We start from the raw sequence: 16,711 nt of genomic DNA on the forward strand, positions 1-16,711 counted from the left end.
CGCGCGGCGGGGCGTTATTCATCGATAGGCAAAGGACGCAAACCCGTGCTCAAAGTCATCGCCGAAGACTTCATCAAACCCGAACACCTCGACACCGTGCGCCCCTGGTACGCCGAACTGCTGGAGAAAACCCGCCAGGAACCGGACTGCATCGCCTACGACCTGTTCGTCGACCAGCAAGACCCGGGGCACTTCATCTTTATCGAGCAATGGCCAGACCGCGCGGCGCTCAAGGCCCATTGCCAGACCGAGCACTTCACTCGCCTGGTGCCGCAGATCAATGCGTTCCAGGCCAGGGAATGCCGTGTGCTGCTGATGGACGAGTTCTGAAAAAACGCCCCCATGATGCTTGACCGGACCACCGAAAGCAGACCGCAGCCCCCCCTGACTTTTGGGAGTTCCACATGCCATTGCTGTCATTCGATTCGCTGTCCAGCCAGTTGCCCACCAGTTGGAAGTCCTCCGTGGTGGGCCAGGTCGGGCCGGCGCGCATCAAGGTGCTGCGCATGGACCAACAGGCCCACGCCGAAGAAAGCCACGACTACAACGAAGCCCTGCTGGTGACCCATGGCTGCCTGCGCCTGGGCATTGCCGGCAGTGAGGTGAGGGTGAACGCAGGCCAGATGTACCTGGTCGAAGCCGGGCTGCCTCATGCGGTGCTGCCCGGCAGCCACGGCACCCTGGTGATTATCGATATCTAGCCTGACTGGCGCTCACCAATGCAGCGTCTTGATCGGCGCCGGTTCCTTCATGACGATAAAACCGTAGTCCCCCAGCAGGTAGATCCGGTAATAGCGGCTGTCCACCAGCGGTGGATAGCCCTGGTAACCGGCCAGGGTCGCATTGCGCCGCTCCCTTTCCGCGACCACGTTGGCAATGCCCACCTTGGGCAGGTTCTCCGCCAGCATGAAGAAGTCGATATTCAGCAGGTAGTGCAGCACCGGCATCTGCTTGAACGAGCCCGCGGCCGCCAGCAGCCAGTGATCGGAATAGGTCACCGACATATAGATGCGCTTGGCCTCGCGCAACTGTGGGTGGCTGGTGATGTCGCGCTCAAGGCTCGACAGCGCGCTGGCCGCCAGGGTTTTCTGCACTGTCAGCACCCGGCCATAGGCGAACGACAGCGACAACATCGCCAGCAGCGGCACCATCAGCAGCAGCGGCAAGCGCTCATGGAGCGCCGCCAACGCCAGGTGGCTCAGATAGAACAGCAACACCAACAGCAGCACGAAGCCCATCAAGGTCCGGGCGCCTTCATTGAAGTCGCGGAAAAACAGCGCGATCCCCGACACCAGCACAATCACCAGCGGCAATGCCAGCAGGCAGACCAGCGCCATCACGACCTTTTTCAGGCCGCTGTCCGGCCGCTTGAACAGGTTCATCCCCAGCCGCACGCAACCGGCAAGGGCACACAGCGCCAGCGCGGCGAACACCCAGGCGAACCCGCCGTGAAACAGCAGCACGACTTTTTCCAGCACCCTGCCAATGTTGACCTGCAATTGCAGCAAGGGCTGCGCCGACCAGTTCAACAGCAAGGTGCGGGTCTGATCCATGAAGGGGTAGGCGGTGACGCAATAGATCATCCAGCCCAGGGCCGCCTGGGCGATCTTCCAGCCGATCATTTCCCACCAGCGCGGCCAGGCAGTCTTGTCATTGGCGCCGCGGATCACCTCCAGGCAGCACAGGCCCAGGAACACGTTGATGCTGATCTGATACAGCCCGATGGCCAGCGCGACCAGCAAGGCCGGCACCAGCCATTGCAGCACGCGGTACGGGTTGCGATAGGTGATGGCGAAGATCACCGCCACCAGGCTCAAGGCCATGGCCGGGCCGTCGTACTGATACGACAGGTTCTGCAGAAAGAACGGGTTGTACCAGAGCGGCAACAGCACCATGCAGCAGGCCGCCGTCGGTTGCGGGTAGTAATGGAAAGTCAGGCGGGTCAGTGCCGAGGCCATGGCGAGCGTGGCGATCAGCAGCGGCAAGGGAAAGATGTTCGGCGCAGCGCCGCTGAAGGTCAGGGCGTTGTAGAACAGTTCGGTAAACAGCCGCCCCTGCTCCGTCCAGGCGGTGCCGGCCGACAGCGAACGCCAGTTGTCATCGATATAGGGAAAGTCGGCGAGGATCAGCGGCAGCACATACAACATGGTGGCGAACAGAAAAAACAGCCAGACCTGGCGGCGTCCGAGTTCCCCGCTGAGCAAACTGCCCATTCTGTCCATGCTAGAGCCCCAGGCGGTCTTTGCCGCCGATGACGTCCTTGATCACGTAGCGCGGCCGATGCTTGGCCTCGATATAGATACGGCCGACGTACTCGCCGAGAATGCCGATGCCGATCAACTGCACGCCGCCGAGAAACAGAATGGCGGTCATCAACGAAGGGTAGCCGGGCACGCTGTTGCCGAAGAAGATCTTGTCCAGGACCATGTACACCGCGTAGAGCACGGCGAAAATCGAGATGCCGCCACCGACGTAGGTCCACAATCGCAACGGCACGGTGCTGAACGAGGTGATGCCTTCCAGCGCCAGGTTCCACAGCTTCCAGCCATTGAACTTGCTGTTGCCCGCCACCCGCCCGGCGCGCTCGTACTCCACCACCACCGTGGTGAAGCCGGCCCACGACAGCACGCCCTTCATGAACAGCTGGTGCTCGGGCAGGGTGCGGATCACATCGACCACCTTGCGATCCATCAGCCGGAAGTCGCCGACGTTTTCCTCGATCCGGGTGTAGGCGATCCGGTTCAGCAGGTGGTAGAACAGCGCCGCGCTGCAGCGCCTCAGGTAACTGTCGGCGGCGCGCCCGCGGCGTTTGGCGAGCACCACATCGGCGCCCTTCTGCCACTCCTCGATCAGCCGCGGGATAACGCTGATCGGGTCCTGCAGGTCGACGTCCATGGGAATCACTGCATCGCCAGTGGCGTGTTCCAGCCCGGCGAACAACGCCGGCTCCTTGCCGAAATTGCGCGAGAAGTTGATCAGCAGCACCTGCTCGTCCACCTGCGCCAGGGCCTTGACCTCCTCGGCTGTGCGGTCGGAACTGCCGTCGTTGATAAACACGATCTCGACTTCGCCCTGCTCGAAGCGCAACTCGCGACGCACCGCCTGGTAGAACAGGCCGATGGCCTGCTCTTCATTGAAGACCGGAACGATCAGCGAGATCTTCATGGCTCACACTCGCGGAACACCAGGTACTTGGCGAACAGAAACCCCGCCACCAGGCTCAGGGCGGAAAACACCAGCACCGTCAGCAAGCCGGGCAGCCGCCACACATCCCCGGCATGCCCGACACCCAGGCTCAGCGCGCCCATGCCGCCCAGGAACAGCAGATAACCGCCGATCGACCTCCTGGCGGCGAAGGTGAAGCGCGCGTTCATATAGAAAGAAAACGACGCCGCGACGCAAAAGGCCGCCAGGTTGCTGAGCGCCTGGCTGAGGCCCGCCACCAGGCTCAGCAAGAAGAACACCAGCCAGTGGATAAAGGTGTTGGCGATGCCGATCACCGTGTATCTGGAGATTCCCTTCCATAAGAGTCTCATGGGTGACTCTCCCGCGTTGAATATCGCTCAACTTGTATGGCAGGTTTTTCTGCCCATCGATTGGCGAAATCGCTGATCCAGCGCTCTTTCAGACGTGCGGCATCCAAGCCGGCCGGCATGGGCCGTTGTCATGCAAGCCGCCTCCCTGGCCTCTCCTCGCCTGTCTGCTTGCCCACAGCAAATTGCACCAATGCATAATTTTATTTGCACAAATGCATATTGCAACTAAGGTTACCCCTGAGCCCGACCGGAGCAGGCCATCGAGGATGGCGAACCCCACAGGCCGGTCACGGGCCTCAGAAAACCGCTTCATCGCAATACGCAACAACGACACAAGCTGGACGCTTGTTTTCACTCATGGAGGATGAAAATGTTAACCCTTGAAGACACACCCTTTACCCGCACAGGTCCTGCGCAAGCACTGCCACAGTGCCTGGTCGGCACCCTGCTCGATGCCGGACTGAGCGAAGTCGACGACAGCGCGGAACACGCCGCCCTGGCCGCCAGCCTCAACTTCAGCATTCAGCAGCAAACCCAGACCAACTGGTGCTGGGCCGCGCTGTCGGCCTCGGTCGGCAACTATTACCGCACCGGTTCCTGGACTCAATGCGGGGTCGCCAACGCGCAACTGGGGCGCAATACCTGCTGCAACCAGCCGGGGCCGTGCAACGTGTACGGCTACCTGGACTCGGCCCTGCAAACCACCCGCAGCTTTGGTGGCATGAGCCAGGGTTCGATCCAACTGTCGGCCATCGACAACCAGATCAACATGGGACGCCCCGTCGGCCTGCGCTGTGCCTGGTTTGGCGGCGGCGCGCACTTCCTGGCGATCTATGGCACCAACGGCAGCTACCTGCTGATTGCGGATTCCATCTACGGTTATTCGACCCGCGCCCTGAACACCTTCCCCCGTTCGTACAACGGCGGCGGCAACTGGACCACCACCTACTTCACTCGGAAAAACTAAGGAGGGCAGCATGCAACTGACTTATCCCAAGGCACCTGCCAACGGCGCTCAGGTACTGCGCCCGGCTCTCCAGGCCGCCCTGCAGAGCAAAGGTTTCGGCGTCAACCGCCAGTTCGCCCAGGCCACCGCCAGTAAAGTGAGCCTGTCCGAGCCCTACCGCGGCTACTCGCTGAGCCTGGAAGACCTGGCCCAAGGCAAAGGCCTGCAACAGGCGACGCTGGGGGACTGGCATTACCTGGTGTTCAGCGACGGGGTGTCGATTGCCGACGCCCAACTGGCCGAGATCGCTGGCCAGGTCGAGTTCTCGTCCCTGAACCACGGCGCCCTGGCGTCGGCCACGGTCAACGCGCTGAACCTGGCGGAACAGGCGCCGCACCTCAAAGGCCGGACCTTCGAGCTGCGGGTGTTGTTTGTCTCGGCGCTGCAGGTGGTGGCGATCTGGCTGCACGCCAGCGACGAAGACGTGCTGATCCCGATCGAGCCGACGCCCAAGCACCTGGCGAGCACCAAGCTGTACAGCGAGGCCGCGCTGCTGGCCTTGCTGGCGCCCGCCGCCCAGCGAGCGAAAGCGGCGTTCGATGCGGACACCACCGGGCTGTTGGGGAGCTGACCGCGCACCGGCGATCGGGCTGCGGTGAACGGAGGGTCACAACACTAAAACCTGGAACCGCAGCAATATCGCCCGCATAAAAAAGCCCCGGTCAATGACCGGGGCTTTTTGTGTTATCGCCTGATGGGGTTACGACGCCGAACGCACCGCACCCTGCTGGGCATTGTTCGGTTGCAGCTTGAACAGGTAGAACAGCACCGTCAGCAGCACCAGGAACGCCGGGCCCACATACAGCGCCACGCGGGTGTCCGGGAAGTAGGCCATCAGCCCCACCACCAGCACCAGGAACGCCAGGGCCAGGTAGGAACTGATCGGGTACAGCCACATGCGGTATTTCAGCCCGGCACGTTCCGAGGCGCTCAGGCCTTTGCGGAACTTGAGCTGGGCCAGGAGGATCATCACCCAGGTCCAGATCGCGCCGAAGGTGGCGATGGAGGTCACCCAGACGAACACCTTCTCCGGCACCAGGTAGTTGAGCAGCACACCCAGCAGCAAGGCGAAGATCGACAGCAGCAGCGCGCGACGCGGTACGCCGTTGTTCGAGGTCTTGGCGAAACCGGCCGGGGCCTGGCCATTCTGCGCCAGGCTGTAGAGCATGCGCCCGGTGCTGAAGATGCCGCCGTTGCAGGACGACAGCGCGGCGGTGATCACCACGAAGTTGATGATGCCGGCGGCGGTCTTGATGCCCAGGCGCTCGAAGGTCATCACGAACGGGCTGCCCTGGGTGCCGATTTCGTTCCAGGGGTAGATCGACAGGATCACGAACAGCGCGCCCACATAGAACAGCAGGATGCGCCAGAACACCGAGCCGATGGCGTTGGGAATGGTCTTCTGCGGGTTCTTCGCTTCACCGGCGGTGAGGCCGATCATCTCTACGCCCAGGTAGGCGAACATCACCATCTGCAGCGACATCAGCACACCGGTCACGCCGTTGGGCATGAAACCGCCGTGGGTCCACAGGTTGGAAATGCCCAGCGCCACGCCGTCATTGCCGAAACCGAAGGCGATGATGCCGATGCCACCGATGACCATGGCGATGATGGTGACGATCTTGATCAGGGCGAACCAGAACTCGAACTCACCGAAGGCCTTGACCGCGATCAGGTTGATCGAGCCCATGCTCACCAGGGCCGCCAGGGCCCAGATCCAGCGCGGCACATCGGGGAACCAGATGCCCATGTACACCGCCACCGCGGTGATTTCCGCGACGCAGGTCACCAGCCACAGGAACCAGTAGTTCCAGCCGGTGAGGAAGCCCGCCAGCGGGCCCAGGTAGTCTTGCGCGTAACGGCTGAAGGAACCCGCGACCGGGTTATGCACGGCCATCTCGCCGAGGGCGCGCATGATCACCAGGATCGCCAGGCCGCCGAGGATGTAGGACAGCATGATGGCCGGACCGGCCATTTCAATGGCCTTGGCCGAACCGAGGAACAGGCCGACACCGATACAGGCGCCGAGCGCCATCAAGCGAATATGCCGTTCGCCGAGTTCGCGTTTCAGCGGGCCGCCTTGAGCGGTCTCGCCTTGGGGCAGGTGGTTGCCAACTGGCATAGGGTACAACCTCATCTTGTTATTGGATGTGAGCCACCGAGTCTGTAAGGCGCGGACGGATAACCCGTACCCGCCAGATCGGATCGACCTTGTGGGCCGACACGTCTTGTAGGACAAATCCTGCAAGATCAGTGGGGCGTGCAGTATAAAAAGCTGACGGCAGGCTTTTTCACTCTATAAACAGCTAAATTCAGAGAGAAATCTCGGTATCTTCGGGTTTTGCGGAGTGGCATTACCTGGATTTTTTGCCGTTTGTCATTTTTGAACGGCGCCGAGTATTGCACAGCCATGGTGCAGCGTCATGCCCCTACCTAGGACCTATTTACCGGTCGTGATGGCTCTATCTCAGGCTTCTTTCGCCTTGCCCCCCCTGTAGGAGCGAGCTTGCTCGCGATGGTCGTCAACGATGACGCGGTGTATCCGAAGCATCGCGGCGCCCTCGGGTTTATCGCGAGCAAGCTCGCTCCTACAGGGGGAGGTGAATGCTTTCAGGTCGATCACAAATTTTTCACCATTGCCCACCACCGTCTAAGCTTCAGACAAGTCCGATCAATTTGCGTGAATGGATCAGTCGACTATGGGTGCTTTGCGACAGACCGATTCGAGTAAAAATGTAGTGCCAACTGATCGCGTGGAAGAAGCGCCTATCCCTGAAAAGTCCCATTCCAGCCGGCTTTGGTGGCGGCTGTTCTGGCTATTGCTGCTGATGGCGCTGGTCGCCCTCGGCTTTGCCGCGTCCAAGGAAATGCGCACCTCGAAACTGCAGGCGCGCGAACTCAGCAAGTTCGCCGCGGACCTGAACTACGCCATGGCGCCCGGGCCCAGCGATGCCATCGTCTACCCCGGCGCCGGCCCCTTCGACAAACGCCTGGGCTACAGCGCCCTGGATGATTTCCTCGCGCGCCTGCTCAAGCGCGGTTACGTGGTGGAGGCCCAGACCCGCTTCTCCCCCGCCTTGATGAACTACAGCGAAAACGGCTTCTTCGTACCCTATACCGAGAAGATTCAGGCCGGGCTGTCGATCACCGATTGCCGCGCCGCGCCGCTCTATCAATTCAAGTACCCGCAACAGCTCTACTCGAACTTTGCCGCCATCCCGCCGGTGATGGTGCGCAGCCTGCTGTTCATCGAGAACCGCGAATTGCTCGACCCCGACCAGCCCCTGGCCAACCCGGCGGTGGACTGGCCGCGCTTCGGCAAGGCTGCCTGGTCACAGGTGGCCAAGCTCCTGCACCTGCCCGGGCAGACGGCGGGCGGCAGCACCCTGGCGACCCAACTGGAAAAGTACCGGCACTCGCCAGACGGCTTGACCGTGTCCGGCGCGGAAAAGATCCGGCAGATGATTTCCGCCAGCGTGCGCGCCTACCAGGGCGGCCAGCAGACCCTCGAGGCGCGGCGACGCATCATCCGCGACTACCTCAACAGCGTGCCGCTGTCGGCGGTGCCCGGCCACGGTGAAGTGCACGGCATGGCCGAAGGGCTGCGGGTTTGGTATGGCGCCGACTTCGCCCAGGTCAACGAGCAGCTGGCGAGCACCGCCAGCGATCCGCAGAGCCTGGCGCAACGTGGCCTGGCCCTGCGCCAGGTGCTGTCGTTGATGATCGCCCAGCGCCGGCCTTCGCATTACCTGTCCAAGGGCCGCCGGGAACTGGCCGAACTCACCGACAGCCATATCCGCCTGCTGACCCAGAACGGTGTGATCGATACGCCGCTGTCGGCCGCCGCCCTGGCCAGCAAGGCCACCTTCCGCGACTGGGTGCAGGAACCGACGATCCAGCCGATCGAGACCAACAAGGGCATCAGCGTCGCCCGCAGCCGCCTGGCCGGCCTGCTCAACCGGCCGCTGTACGACCTCGACCGCCTCGATCTGTCGGCCACCAGTACCCTGCAAAGCGACCTGCAACGCCAGGCCACCGAGTACCTCAAGCACCTGGCCGACCCGGTGTTCGCCGGCGAGATCGGCCTGCTCGGCGAACGCCTGCTGACGCCGACCAGCACCACCCAGGTGCGCTACAGCTTCACCCTGCTCGAACTGACGCCGGACGGTTCGCGGGTGCGGGTCCAGACCGATAGCACCGACCAGCCCTTCGACATCAACGAAGGCAGCAAGCTGGAGCTGGGCTCCACGGCCAAGCTGCGGGTCCTGACCACCTACCTGCAAATCATTGCCGAACTGTACGAGCAGTACGGCGCCGAAACCCCGGCGGTGCTGAAGAAAGTCGAGATCGCCGAACAGGATCGCCTGAGCCGCTGGGCCGTGGACTACCTGATCCAGAACAACGATCGCAGCCTGCCGAAAATGCTCGAGGCGGCCCTGGACCGCAAATATTCGGCCAGCCCCGGCGAGAGCTTTTTCACCGGCGGCGGGCTGCACACCTTTCATAACTTCCGCAAGGAAGACAACGGCCGCATGCCGACCCTGCGCGACGCCCTGCGCGAGTCCATCAACCTGCCCTTCATCCGCCTGATGCGCGACCTGGTGCGCTACAGCACCTACGCCGGCCCGAGCAACAGCGCCAACCTGCTCAAGGATGACGGCGACCCGCGGCGCCAGGAATACCTGGCCAAGTTCGCCGACCGCGAGGGCACTTCCTTCCTCCTGCGGTTCTGGAAGAAGTACCGCAACAAGGACACCCAGGCGCGGCTGGACACCTTCCTCGACAGCATGCACCCGACGCCGATCCGCCTGGCCGCCGTGCACCGCTACCTGCTGCCGGAAGCCAGCCAGGAGAGTTTCAACAGTTTCATTCGCTCGCACCTCAAGGGCGCCAAGCTCACGGAAAAACTCACCGACGAACGCCTGGATAAGCTCTATTACAGCTACGGCCCCGGCTCCTACGACCTGCCCGACCAGGGCTATATCGCCAAGGTGCACCCGCTGGACCTGTGGCTGCTCGGCTACCTGCTGAACAACCCCGACGCCAAGTTCAGCGAGATCGTCAAAGCCAGCGAATTCGAGCGCCAGGAGGTCTACAGCTGGCTGTTCAAGAGCCGGCACAAGAGCGCGCGCGACAGCCGCATCCGCACCATGCTGGAGATCGAGGCGTTCCTCGACATTCACCAGCGCTGGCAGAAAGTCGGCTATCCCTTCGACCATCTGGTGCCCTCGCTGGCGACCGCCATCGGCAGCTCCGGCGACCGCCCCGCGGCGCTGGCCGAACTGGTCGGCACCATCCTCAACGACGGCGTGCGCATGCCGACCCTGCGCATCGACAGCCTGCATTTCGCCGCCGATACGCCTTATGAAACCAAGCTGGTCAACGACCCGGCCGAGGGCAAGCGGGTGATGCCTTCGCAAGTGGCCACCGCGCTGCGCGGCGCCTTGTCGCAAGTGGTGGATGCCGGTACCGCCAAGCGCCTCTCCGGCAGCTTCAAGCTGGCCGACGGCACCCCGCTGGCCATGGGCGGCAAGACCGGCACCGGCGACAACCGCATCGAGGCCGTCGGTTCCGGCGGACGGATTCTCAGTTCGAAATCCATCAACCGCACCGCCACCTTCGTGTTCTATATCGGCGAACACCACTTCGGCACCCTGACCGCCTATGTACCGGGCGCCTCGGCCCAAGGCTTCAAATTCACCTCGGCCCTGCCGGTCCAGGTGCTCAAGGGCATGGCGCCGATCCTCACGCCGTACCTGCAACCGGGCAGCAACACCCAATGCCTGGGCAGCCTGGCGCAACGCTGAATCCTCCCGCCGTCCAATAACCGCTGCCTGTAGCCGCTCTCCGCAGGAGGCGTGCTCTTGAGGCCCTCAAAAGGTCCTCCGGACCTTATCGCAGCCTTCGGCAGCGGCTACAAGAATGCTTCTCAACTCCATTCTCCGACAAACGGCAGGTCTGGCTGCCACGGAAGTACTTGCGCGGCATTTAAGATATATCTTAAGTTATGTCTTAACCAAACAGGAGAAAGAGAAAATGAGAGAACACCACCATCCCCACCGCGAGTACGGCGACGGCCACGACGGTTTCGAGAAACGCCCCGGGCGCGAACGCGGCGGCCGCGGCCCGCGGGTCTTCGCCCCCGGCGACCTGAAGCTGCTGTTGCTGGCGCTGATCGCCGAACAGCCGTGCCACGGCTATGACCTGATCCGCCAGATCGAAGGCATGTTCGATGGCGCCTACAGCCCCAGCCCGGGCGTGATCTACCCGACCCTGACCTTCCTCGAAGAAAGCGAACTGATCAGCGGCGATGCCGAAGGCGGGAAAAAACGCTACAGCGTGACCGAGGCCGGCCGTCTGTCATTACAGGACCAGGCGATTGCCCTGGACGGCGTGCGCATGCGCATCGACGTCAGCAAACGCTCGCTGCGCGGCCATGATCGCCCGGCGGAAATCCACGAGGCGGTGCACAACCTGCGCCACGCCCTGCAGATGCACCACGGCCGCTGGAACCCGCAAGAAATCGTGCGGGTCCGCGACCTGCTGAACAACACCGCCCGCGCCATCGTCGACGGCCCGGCCACCCCTTCTACCCAGGAGTCAGCTGAATGAGCGCAGACAATTCGCCATCGATTCATCGGGTCAGCCACGAGATCAAACGCCGCCGCCTGGAAGTGCTGCGGGTGGTCGACCTGACCCCGCGCATGCGCCGCATCACCCTGGGCGGGCCGGAACTCGCCGGCTTCATCAGCCTGGGCAGCGACGATCATGTGAAGCTGCTGTTCCCGCAGAACGCCGAACAGCAGGCCGCCCTGGAAACCCTGGTACTGGGCCCGGGCAAGGACAACGGCGTGATGCCGGCCATGCGCGACTACACGCCACGGCGCTACGACCTGGATATCGGCGAGCTGGATATCGATTTTGTCCTGCACGGCGACGGCCCCGCCTCGACCTGGGCCGAACAGGCCAAGCCCGGTCAGTTCCTGCATATCGGCGGCCCCCGCGGCTCGATGATCGTGCCGGACATGTTCGACAGCTACCTGCTGATCGGCGACGAAACCGCACTGCCGGCCATTGCCCGGCGCCTGGAAGAGTTGCCGGCCGGGCGCCGGGTGCTGGCGGTGATCGAGATCCAGGACGCGGCCGAGCGGCAGGTGCTGGAGAGCGCGGCGCAGGTCGAGGTGATCTGGGTCGAACGCGACGGCGGCCAGCAGGACCTGTTCAGCACCGTGCGCGGGCTACAGATGCCGAGCGGCAAGCTGTACGCCTGGGTGGCCACGGAAAGCAAAGTCTCGCGGCAGATTCGCCGGGTGCTGCTGGACGAGCACCGACTCGACGACGCGTTCGTGAAGGCCGCCGGTTATTGGCGCCTGGACAGTAGCGAAGAAGAGTGACGGACTGCCAAGCCTCGTTCCTACAGACCTGCCTCTGTAGGAGCGAGGCTTGCCCGCGATGACGCCCTTCCAGTCACCGCATACTCAAGCCCGGCGACGCCCCAACCAACGATCCAGCCCGACAATCCCCAGCGCCACCAGCACAAACCCCGCCAGAATCCCCAACGCATTCACGAACGCCTGCGCGCAGCCCAGCTTGTCCACGTCGACAAAAGGATAGGGATACAGCCCCAGCACATGCCCGCGCAGCAGGACATAAGCGAAATACAGCAGCGGGTAGAGCATCCACCCGGCGACATGCCGCAACCCCAGGCGGCCCTTGGGTACGCAGCACCACCAGTAGACGAGAAACAACAGCGGCATCACGTCGTGCAGCAACTCGTCCGCCACCCACTGCCAACCCTGGGGATGCCACAGATGACGCAGCAACAGGCTGTACGCCAGCCCCACCAGCAGAATGCTGACCGCGATACCGCTGCTGACCCAGGGTTGCAGGAAAAACCGCTGCCCCCGTGAGCTACGCAGGTTCAGGGCACAGGTCAGCACCACCGCCACCAGGGTGTTGGTGAGCACGGTGAAGAAACTGAAAAAGTTGATCAGCCCGCCCAGTAGGCTGGCGTCCACCGTCCAGCGCAGATGAAGAATCAGGTACAGCTGGATCGTCAGCCCCGCCCAGCCGAGCAACGCGGCCAGCGCAGTGAACAGCCGTTTGCCGCCTGAAGGAAAAACCGGCTCGACAGCCATCGAAGGTCCTTAGAGCGGGCGTTTGGTGCGCTGCAATTTCACGTACAGCTGCTCGACTTTCTCCCGCGCCCAGGGCGTCTTGCGCAAGAAGGTCAGGCTCGACTTGATGCTCGGGTCGCTCTTGAAGCAGCGGATATCGATGCGCTCGGCCAACCCCTGCCATTCGTAATGTTCCACCAGCGCCTTGAGGATCTGTTCCAGGGTGACGCCGTGCAGCGGGTCGTTGTTCGTTGCAGTCATGCCGGGCCTTTGAGCAAGAGAAAAAAGGAAGTCGCGCACCTTAGCCGAGGGTTCGATCCGGTGGAAGGGCGAACACTCATCAACTGTAGTCGCTGCCGCAGGCTGCGATAGCGCCGAAGGCGCTCATGCACCTGAGATCGCCGCGAGCGCTCCGCTCGATCGCAGCCTGCGGCAGCGGCTACATCGGAACGAATGCCCCCTCTCCTGGAAAAGTTCCTTCCTTTTCGCGCCAAGAGAGATGTTATATTGTATCAATACAAAACAACCCCCTGATCCAGACACCTCGCCGTGTCACGCCTGTTCTCTTTTGACTCAAAGCACACAGCCCCGCGCTTGCCAAGGAATGACCGATGTCCCTCTCTGCCCACCGCCCTTCTCGCTCTCTACTCTGGCGCCTGACGCCGCTGTCCGCCGCCTTGCTGCTCGCTTCCCAGGCCCACGCCCTAGAGCTGCAACCGCAGGTCATCACCGCCAACCCGCTGGGCAGCCAGCAAACGGCGGCGCCGAGCACGGTGCTGGAAGGCGACGACCTGACCCTGCAACAGCAAGGCAGCCTCGGCGAAACCCTGAATAGACAGCCGGGCGTGTCCTCGTCCTACTTCGGCCCGGGCGCCAGCCGGCCGATCATTCGCGGCCTGGATGGCGATCGCATTCGCCTGTTGCGCAACGGCGTCGGCGCCCTGGATGCGTCGTCGCTGTCCTACGACCACGCGGTGCCGCTGGACCCGGTCAACGTCGACCGTATCGAGATCGTCCGTGGCCCGGCTGCCCTGCTGTATGGCGGCAGCGCCATCGGCGGCGTGGTCAACACCTTCGACAACCGCATCCCCACCGAAGCCATCGAAGGCATCCACGGTGCCGGTGAATTGCGCTACGGCGGTGCCGACACCACCCGCAGCAGCGCGGGCAAACTGGAAACCGGCAACGGCACCTTCGCCCTGCACCTGGACGCCAACTCGCGGCAGTTCAACGACCTGAAAATCCCCGGCTACGCCCGCAGCCGCCACGCCCCGCCGAGTGAAGACGGCAACGGCAAGAAAGGTCGCCTGGGCAACAGCGACGGTCGTCAGGACGGCGGCGCCATCGGCGGTTCCTACACCTGGGACGACGGTTACGCCGGGCTGTCCTACAGCAACTACGACTCCAACTACGGCTCGCCCGCCGAAGAGGACGTGCGCATCCGCATGAAGCAGGACCACTATGCCTTCGCCTCGGAACTGCGCAACCTCGACGGCCCTTTCAGCGCGCTGAAATTCGATGCCGGCTACACCGATTACGAGCACCGCGAAATCGAAGGCGGCGAGACTGGCACAATCTTCAAGAACAAGGGTTACGAAGCCCGTGTCGAAGCCCGTCACCAGCCCCTCGGCCCGCTCAATGGGGTGATTGGCACCCAGGTCAGCCGCAGCGAGTTTTCCGCGCTCGGCGAAGAGGCCTTCGTGCCCCAGACCGACACCGACAGCGCCGCACTGTTCATCCTCGAAGAGCTGCAGGCCACCGAGCGCCTGAAACTCAGCCTCGGCGGACGCCTGGAACACACCCGCGTCGACCCGGACAGCAAAGGCAACGAGCGCTTCAGCCAGGCCGACAGCTCCAACAGCTTCACCGCCGGCAGCCTGTCGTCCGGCGCGGTCTATACCCTGACGCCGATCTGGTCCGTGGCCGCCACCCTGGGCTACACCGAACGCGCCCCGACCTTCTACGAGCTGTATGCCAACGGTGCCCACGTGGCCACCGGCACCTATGAAGTCGGCGACGCCAACCTGTCGAAGGAAAAAGCCGTGTCCAGCGACCTGGCCCTGCGTTTCGACAACGGCACCCACAAAGGCAGCGTCGGGGTGTTCTACAGCCACTTCTCCAACTACATCGGGCTGCTCGGTAGCGGCCGCACCCTCAACGATGAAGGCGAGGAAGACGCCGGCGGCATGCCGGAATACACCTACTCCGGGGTCCGCGCACGGTTTGCCGGTATCGAAGCGCAGGATCACTGGAAGCTCGGCGAAAGCGCCTACGGCAAGTTCGCCCTGGAACTGTCCGGCGACTACACCCGCGCCAAGAACCTGGACAACGGCGAAGCCCTGCCGCGCATCGCCCCGCTACGCCTGAACAGCGGCCTGCTGTGGGAACTGGATCGCTGGCAGGCGCGCATCGATGTCGAACACGCCGCCAGCCAGCGTCGCGTGCCGGACAACGAAAGCGGCACCGACGGCTACACCACCCTGGGCGCCAGCGCCGGCTACCACTTCGATATCGGCAGCAGCCAGTGGCTGGCCTTCGTCAAGGGCGAGAACCTGACCAACCAGACCGTGCGTTACGCCAGCTCGATCCTGCGCGACATCGCCCCGGCCCAGGGGCGCAGCATCGAGGTCGGTTTGCGCACCACCTTCTGAGTCCCCCCACAATCGCAGCCTTCGGGCTGCGATTTTCCTCTCCGCCCCCTCCCCCTCAGAACCTGACTCCCACGGCATTGCGCAATCCCCAGCCTGTACCGCCAGGCCGTGACCGGGCAAAATGCGCCGCTTTATCTTTCCAAGGTTGCGTACCTGTCATGACGGCCTGAAGCAGTGCCATCAACCCGTGACCTCCCGCAGAAACCGGATTTCCACCCAACAAAGGACTGACCCCTTGTTCAACCTCACACGCCCGTTCGCCGTGCTTTTGGCCCTCACCCTCTCGCTTGATGCTGTCGCACTGTCCCTTCATTCGGAAAAACGCGCAGATGGCACAACCGTGCTGCAGCTCACCAATGCCCCCGCGCCGGCACGACCACCGCAACTCAATGAAGACCCGGCGGTGCGCGCGGCCCTGATCGACTTCATCGGCTACGCCACCGGCAGCTTCACCAGCGACGGCTCCATGATCGTGACGCAAGTACTGGATTCCCTCGACTCAGAGTTCTCGACGTTCGAGAAAGGTGTACCTGCCGGACGCAAAATGCTCACGGCCATGGATCATGGTCACGGCTTTGAACGCGCCGCGCTGCTGTTGGACGACAAGGGGCAGTTGCTCACCGTTGGGCTGGTGAATGGGCACTGCACCGTCAAATCCAGGGACGAAACCTTGTCCTGCAATCCGGCACCGGAAACCGTGCTGACCATCTTCCAGGCCAAAGACGCCAAGAAGAGTGACGCCGAGCCGATCATTGCCTGGAGCAAAGAGTTGCCGCCAATGGTCGCGTCTTGGGCCGAAAGTGAAGATCCCGAAACCCGTGCCCGGGCGCAAAAGATCGCCACCGTTGAATACATCACCACTGCACCGGAAAAAGACTCCTGGAACGCCTCACAACTGCCTGCCGACTTCCCGAAGGCGATGCTCGGGTTGCTACCTAAAAACTCCCACTTGGTGGGCGCAGGCGTCGATGGTTTCTTCATCACACCAGGCCTGAAAGGCGCGCCGATTTACGGCGACTACGACGAGATAGCGGGCAGGCCCCGGCATGATTTCGAGGTGCTATTGAAAACCTACGCGCCGTTCCCCGAGGTCGTGAAGTTCTACCAGGAACAGGCAAAAGGCGCCGAGTTACGCGCAAACGATGAAAAAGCCCTGATTGACGGTGTGGCGGGCGGCGGTACTTACAAGATCGAGATCAAGGATGAAGAGGAAGAAGGAACATCCATCACGTTCTCCGGCTGGAGAAAAGAAGTCTGAAAGTCCTTAGTTGAACCCGCACAACAACAGGGGCGAGTTATTCAAAGTAGAACGACGTGCCCCCTGTTTGACCGAAAGAAGATTGACGGTAGTTTCGTGCCGAATACAAACGGCAGGAAAAAGCACACTGTTACCAAATCCGA

At 62.8% G+C, this 16,711-nt stretch carries 15 protein-coding genes; 9 read left to right on the forward strand and 6 right to left on the reverse strand.

The features are described 5' to 3' along the window. The first annotated feature begins 45 nt into the window (after window positions 1-45). On the forward strand, window positions 46-330 hold the full coding sequence (locus tag J4D28_RS20015; protein ID WP_016703457.1) for a putative quinol monooxygenase: 285 nt from the start codon (window positions 46-48) through the stop codon (window positions 328-330). A gap of 74 nt (window positions 331-404) precedes the next feature. Continuing rightward, on the forward strand, window positions 405-701 hold the full coding sequence (locus J4D28_RS20020) for a cupin domain-containing protein (RefSeq protein WP_016703458.1): 297 nt from the start codon (window positions 405-407) through the stop codon (window positions 699-701). A 12-nt stretch (window positions 702-713) separates the two neighbouring features. Here the strand turns inward: J4D28_RS20020 and J4D28_RS20025 are convergent, their stop codons facing one another. The 3 genes from J4D28_RS20025 to J4D28_RS20035 are packed head-to-tail and all read right to left on the reverse strand — an operon-like array spanning window position 714 to window position 3,536. Further along, the gene (locus J4D28_RS20025; RefSeq protein ID WP_103331150.1) at window positions 714-2,222 is read right to left on the reverse strand and encodes a glucosyltransferase domain-containing protein; all 1,509 of its coding nucleotides are present in this window, start codon (window positions 2,220-2,222) and stop codon (window positions 714-716) included. A 1-nt stretch (window position 2,223) separates the two neighbouring features. Then, window positions 2,224-3,165: a glycosyltransferase family 2 protein gene (locus J4D28_RS20030; RefSeq protein ID WP_009050594.1), complete on the reverse strand. Its 942-nt coding sequence runs from the start codon at window positions 3,163-3,165 to the stop codon at window positions 2,224-2,226. Further along, complete coding sequence (locus J4D28_RS20035) at window positions 3,162-3,536, reverse strand: GtrA family protein (protein WP_009050595.1); 375 nt, start codon at window positions 3,534-3,536, stop codon at window positions 3,162-3,164. Before J4D28_RS20035 ends, J4D28_RS20030 begins: the two co-directional genes overlap by 4 nt. A 370-nt stretch (window positions 3,537-3,906) precedes the next feature. On the opposite strand from J4D28_RS20035, the gene J4D28_RS20040 reads away from it, so the two are divergent. Together J4D28_RS20040 and J4D28_RS20045 are read left to right on the forward strand one after the other, a co-directional pair. Further along, window positions 3,907-4,503 (forward strand): papain-like cysteine protease family protein, encoded by a 597-nt coding sequence (locus tag J4D28_RS20040; RefSeq protein WP_009050596.1) that lies wholly within the window; start codon window positions 3,907-3,909, stop codon window positions 4,501-4,503. A gap of 10 nt (window positions 4,504-4,513) precedes the next feature. Further along, complete coding sequence (locus tag J4D28_RS20045) at window positions 4,514-5,113, forward strand: hypothetical protein (RefSeq protein WP_009050597.1); 600 nt, start codon at window positions 4,514-4,516, stop codon at window positions 5,111-5,113. A 129-nt stretch (window positions 5,114-5,242) separates the two neighbouring features. On the opposite strand, the gene J4D28_RS20050 is transcribed toward J4D28_RS20045, so the two are convergent. Beyond that, entirely contained in the window at window positions 5,243-6,664 is a 1,422-nt protein-coding gene (locus J4D28_RS20050) for an amino acid permease (RefSeq protein WP_038634833.1), read from the reverse strand. A gap of 577 nt (window positions 6,665-7,241) precedes the next feature. Between J4D28_RS20050 and J4D28_RS20055 the strand changes: the two genes are divergently transcribed. From J4D28_RS20055 to J4D28_RS20065, 3 genes are all read left to right on the forward strand, one after another. Continuing rightward, on the forward strand, window positions 7,242-10,349 hold the full coding sequence (locus J4D28_RS20055; protein ID WP_009050599.1) for a transglycosylase domain-containing protein: 3,108 nt from the start codon (window positions 7,242-7,244) through the stop codon (window positions 10,347-10,349). A gap of 229 nt (window positions 10,350-10,578) precedes the next feature. Beyond that, the gene (locus J4D28_RS20060) at window positions 10,579-11,154 is read left to right on the forward strand and encodes a PadR family transcriptional regulator (RefSeq protein WP_028683298.1); all 576 of its coding nucleotides are present in this window, start codon (window positions 10,579-10,581) and stop codon (window positions 11,152-11,154) included. Further along, on the forward strand, window positions 11,151-11,936 hold the full coding sequence (locus J4D28_RS20065; RefSeq protein ID WP_103331151.1) for a siderophore-interacting protein: 786 nt from the start codon (window positions 11,151-11,153) through the stop codon (window positions 11,934-11,936). The genes J4D28_RS20060 and J4D28_RS20065 overlap by 4 nt, the downstream gene beginning before the upstream one ends. A gap of 84 nt (window positions 11,937-12,020) precedes the next feature. On the opposite strand, the gene J4D28_RS20070 is transcribed toward J4D28_RS20065, so the two are convergent. Beyond that, window positions 12,021-12,680, reverse strand: coding sequence for a Pr6Pr family membrane protein (locus J4D28_RS20070; protein ID WP_103331152.1), 660 nt, complete (start codon window positions 12,678-12,680; stop codon window positions 12,021-12,023). A 9-nt stretch (window positions 12,681-12,689) separates the two neighbouring features. Beyond that, window positions 12,690-12,920 (reverse strand): VF530 family DNA-binding protein, encoded by a 231-nt coding sequence (locus J4D28_RS20075; protein ID WP_007923118.1) that lies wholly within the window; start codon window positions 12,918-12,920, stop codon window positions 12,690-12,692. A gap of 350 nt (window positions 12,921-13,270) precedes the next feature. On the opposite strand from J4D28_RS20075, the gene J4D28_RS20080 reads away from it, so the two are divergent. Together J4D28_RS20080 and J4D28_RS20085 are read left to right on the forward strand one after the other, a co-directional pair. Further along, complete coding sequence (locus J4D28_RS20080) at window positions 13,271-15,310, forward strand: TonB-dependent receptor (protein WP_103331153.1); 2,040 nt, start codon at window positions 13,271-13,273, stop codon at window positions 15,308-15,310. Window positions 15,311-15,545: 235 nt separating this feature from the next. Further along, window positions 15,546-16,568 carry a hypothetical protein gene (locus J4D28_RS20085; RefSeq protein ID WP_016703465.1) on the forward strand — a complete coding sequence of 341 codons (1,023 nt, stop codon included), beginning with the start codon at window positions 15,546-15,548 and terminating at the stop codon, window positions 16,566-16,568. The last annotated feature ends 143 nt before the right edge of the window (window positions 16,569-16,711 follow it).

It is taken from the genome of Pseudomonas sp. GW531-T4 (genome assembly GCF_017349615.1).
GTDB classification, from domain to species: Bacteria; Pseudomonadota; Gammaproteobacteria; order Pseudomonadales; family Pseudomonadaceae; genus Aquipseudomonas; species Aquipseudomonas chlororaphis_I.

Bases quoted from the DNA above. Each gene is read 5' to 3' on its own strand.
- J4D28_RS20065 (WP_103331151.1), top strand. From the start codon at position 11,151: ATGAGCGCAGACAATTCGCCATCGATTCATCGGGTCAGCCACGAGATC.
- J4D28_RS20055 (WP_009050599.1), top strand. From the start codon at position 7,242: ATGGGTGCTTTGCGACAGACCGATTCGAGTAAAAATGTAGTGCCAACT.
- J4D28_RS20035 (WP_009050595.1), bottom strand. From the start codon at position 3,536: ATGAGACTCTTATGGAAGGGAATCTCCAGATACACGGTGATCGGCATC.
- J4D28_RS20075 (WP_007923118.1), bottom strand. From the start codon at position 12,920: ATGACTGCAACGAACAACGACCCGCTGCACGGCGTCACCCTGGAACAG.
- J4D28_RS20020 (WP_016703458.1), top strand. From the start codon at position 405: ATGCCATTGCTGTCATTCGATTCGCTGTCCAGCCAGTTGCCCACCAGT.
- J4D28_RS20030 (WP_009050594.1), bottom strand. From the start codon at position 3,165: ATGAAGATCTCGCTGATCGTTCCGGTCTTCAATGAAGAGCAGGCCATC.
- J4D28_RS20070 (WP_103331152.1), bottom strand. From the start codon at position 12,680: ATGGCTGTCGAGCCGGTTTTTCCTTCAGGCGGCAAACGGCTGTTCACT.
- J4D28_RS20040 (WP_009050596.1), top strand. From the start codon at position 3,907: ATGTTAACCCTTGAAGACACACCCTTTACCCGCACAGGTCCTGCGCAA.
- J4D28_RS20050 (WP_038634833.1), bottom strand. From the start codon at position 6,664: ATGCCAGTTGGCAACCACCTGCCCCAAGGCGAGACCGCTCAAGGCGGC.
- J4D28_RS20025 (WP_103331150.1), bottom strand. From the start codon at position 2,222: ATGGACAGAATGGGCAGTTTGCTCAGCGGGGAACTCGGACGCCGCCAG.
- J4D28_RS20060 (WP_028683298.1), top strand. From the start codon at position 10,579: ATGAGAGAACACCACCATCCCCACCGCGAGTACGGCGACGGCCACGAC.
- J4D28_RS20080 (WP_103331153.1), top strand. From the start codon at position 13,271: ATGTCCCTCTCTGCCCACCGCCCTTCTCGCTCTCTACTCTGGCGCCTG.
- J4D28_RS20045 (WP_009050597.1), top strand. From the start codon at position 4,514: ATGCAACTGACTTATCCCAAGGCACCTGCCAACGGCGCTCAGGTACTG.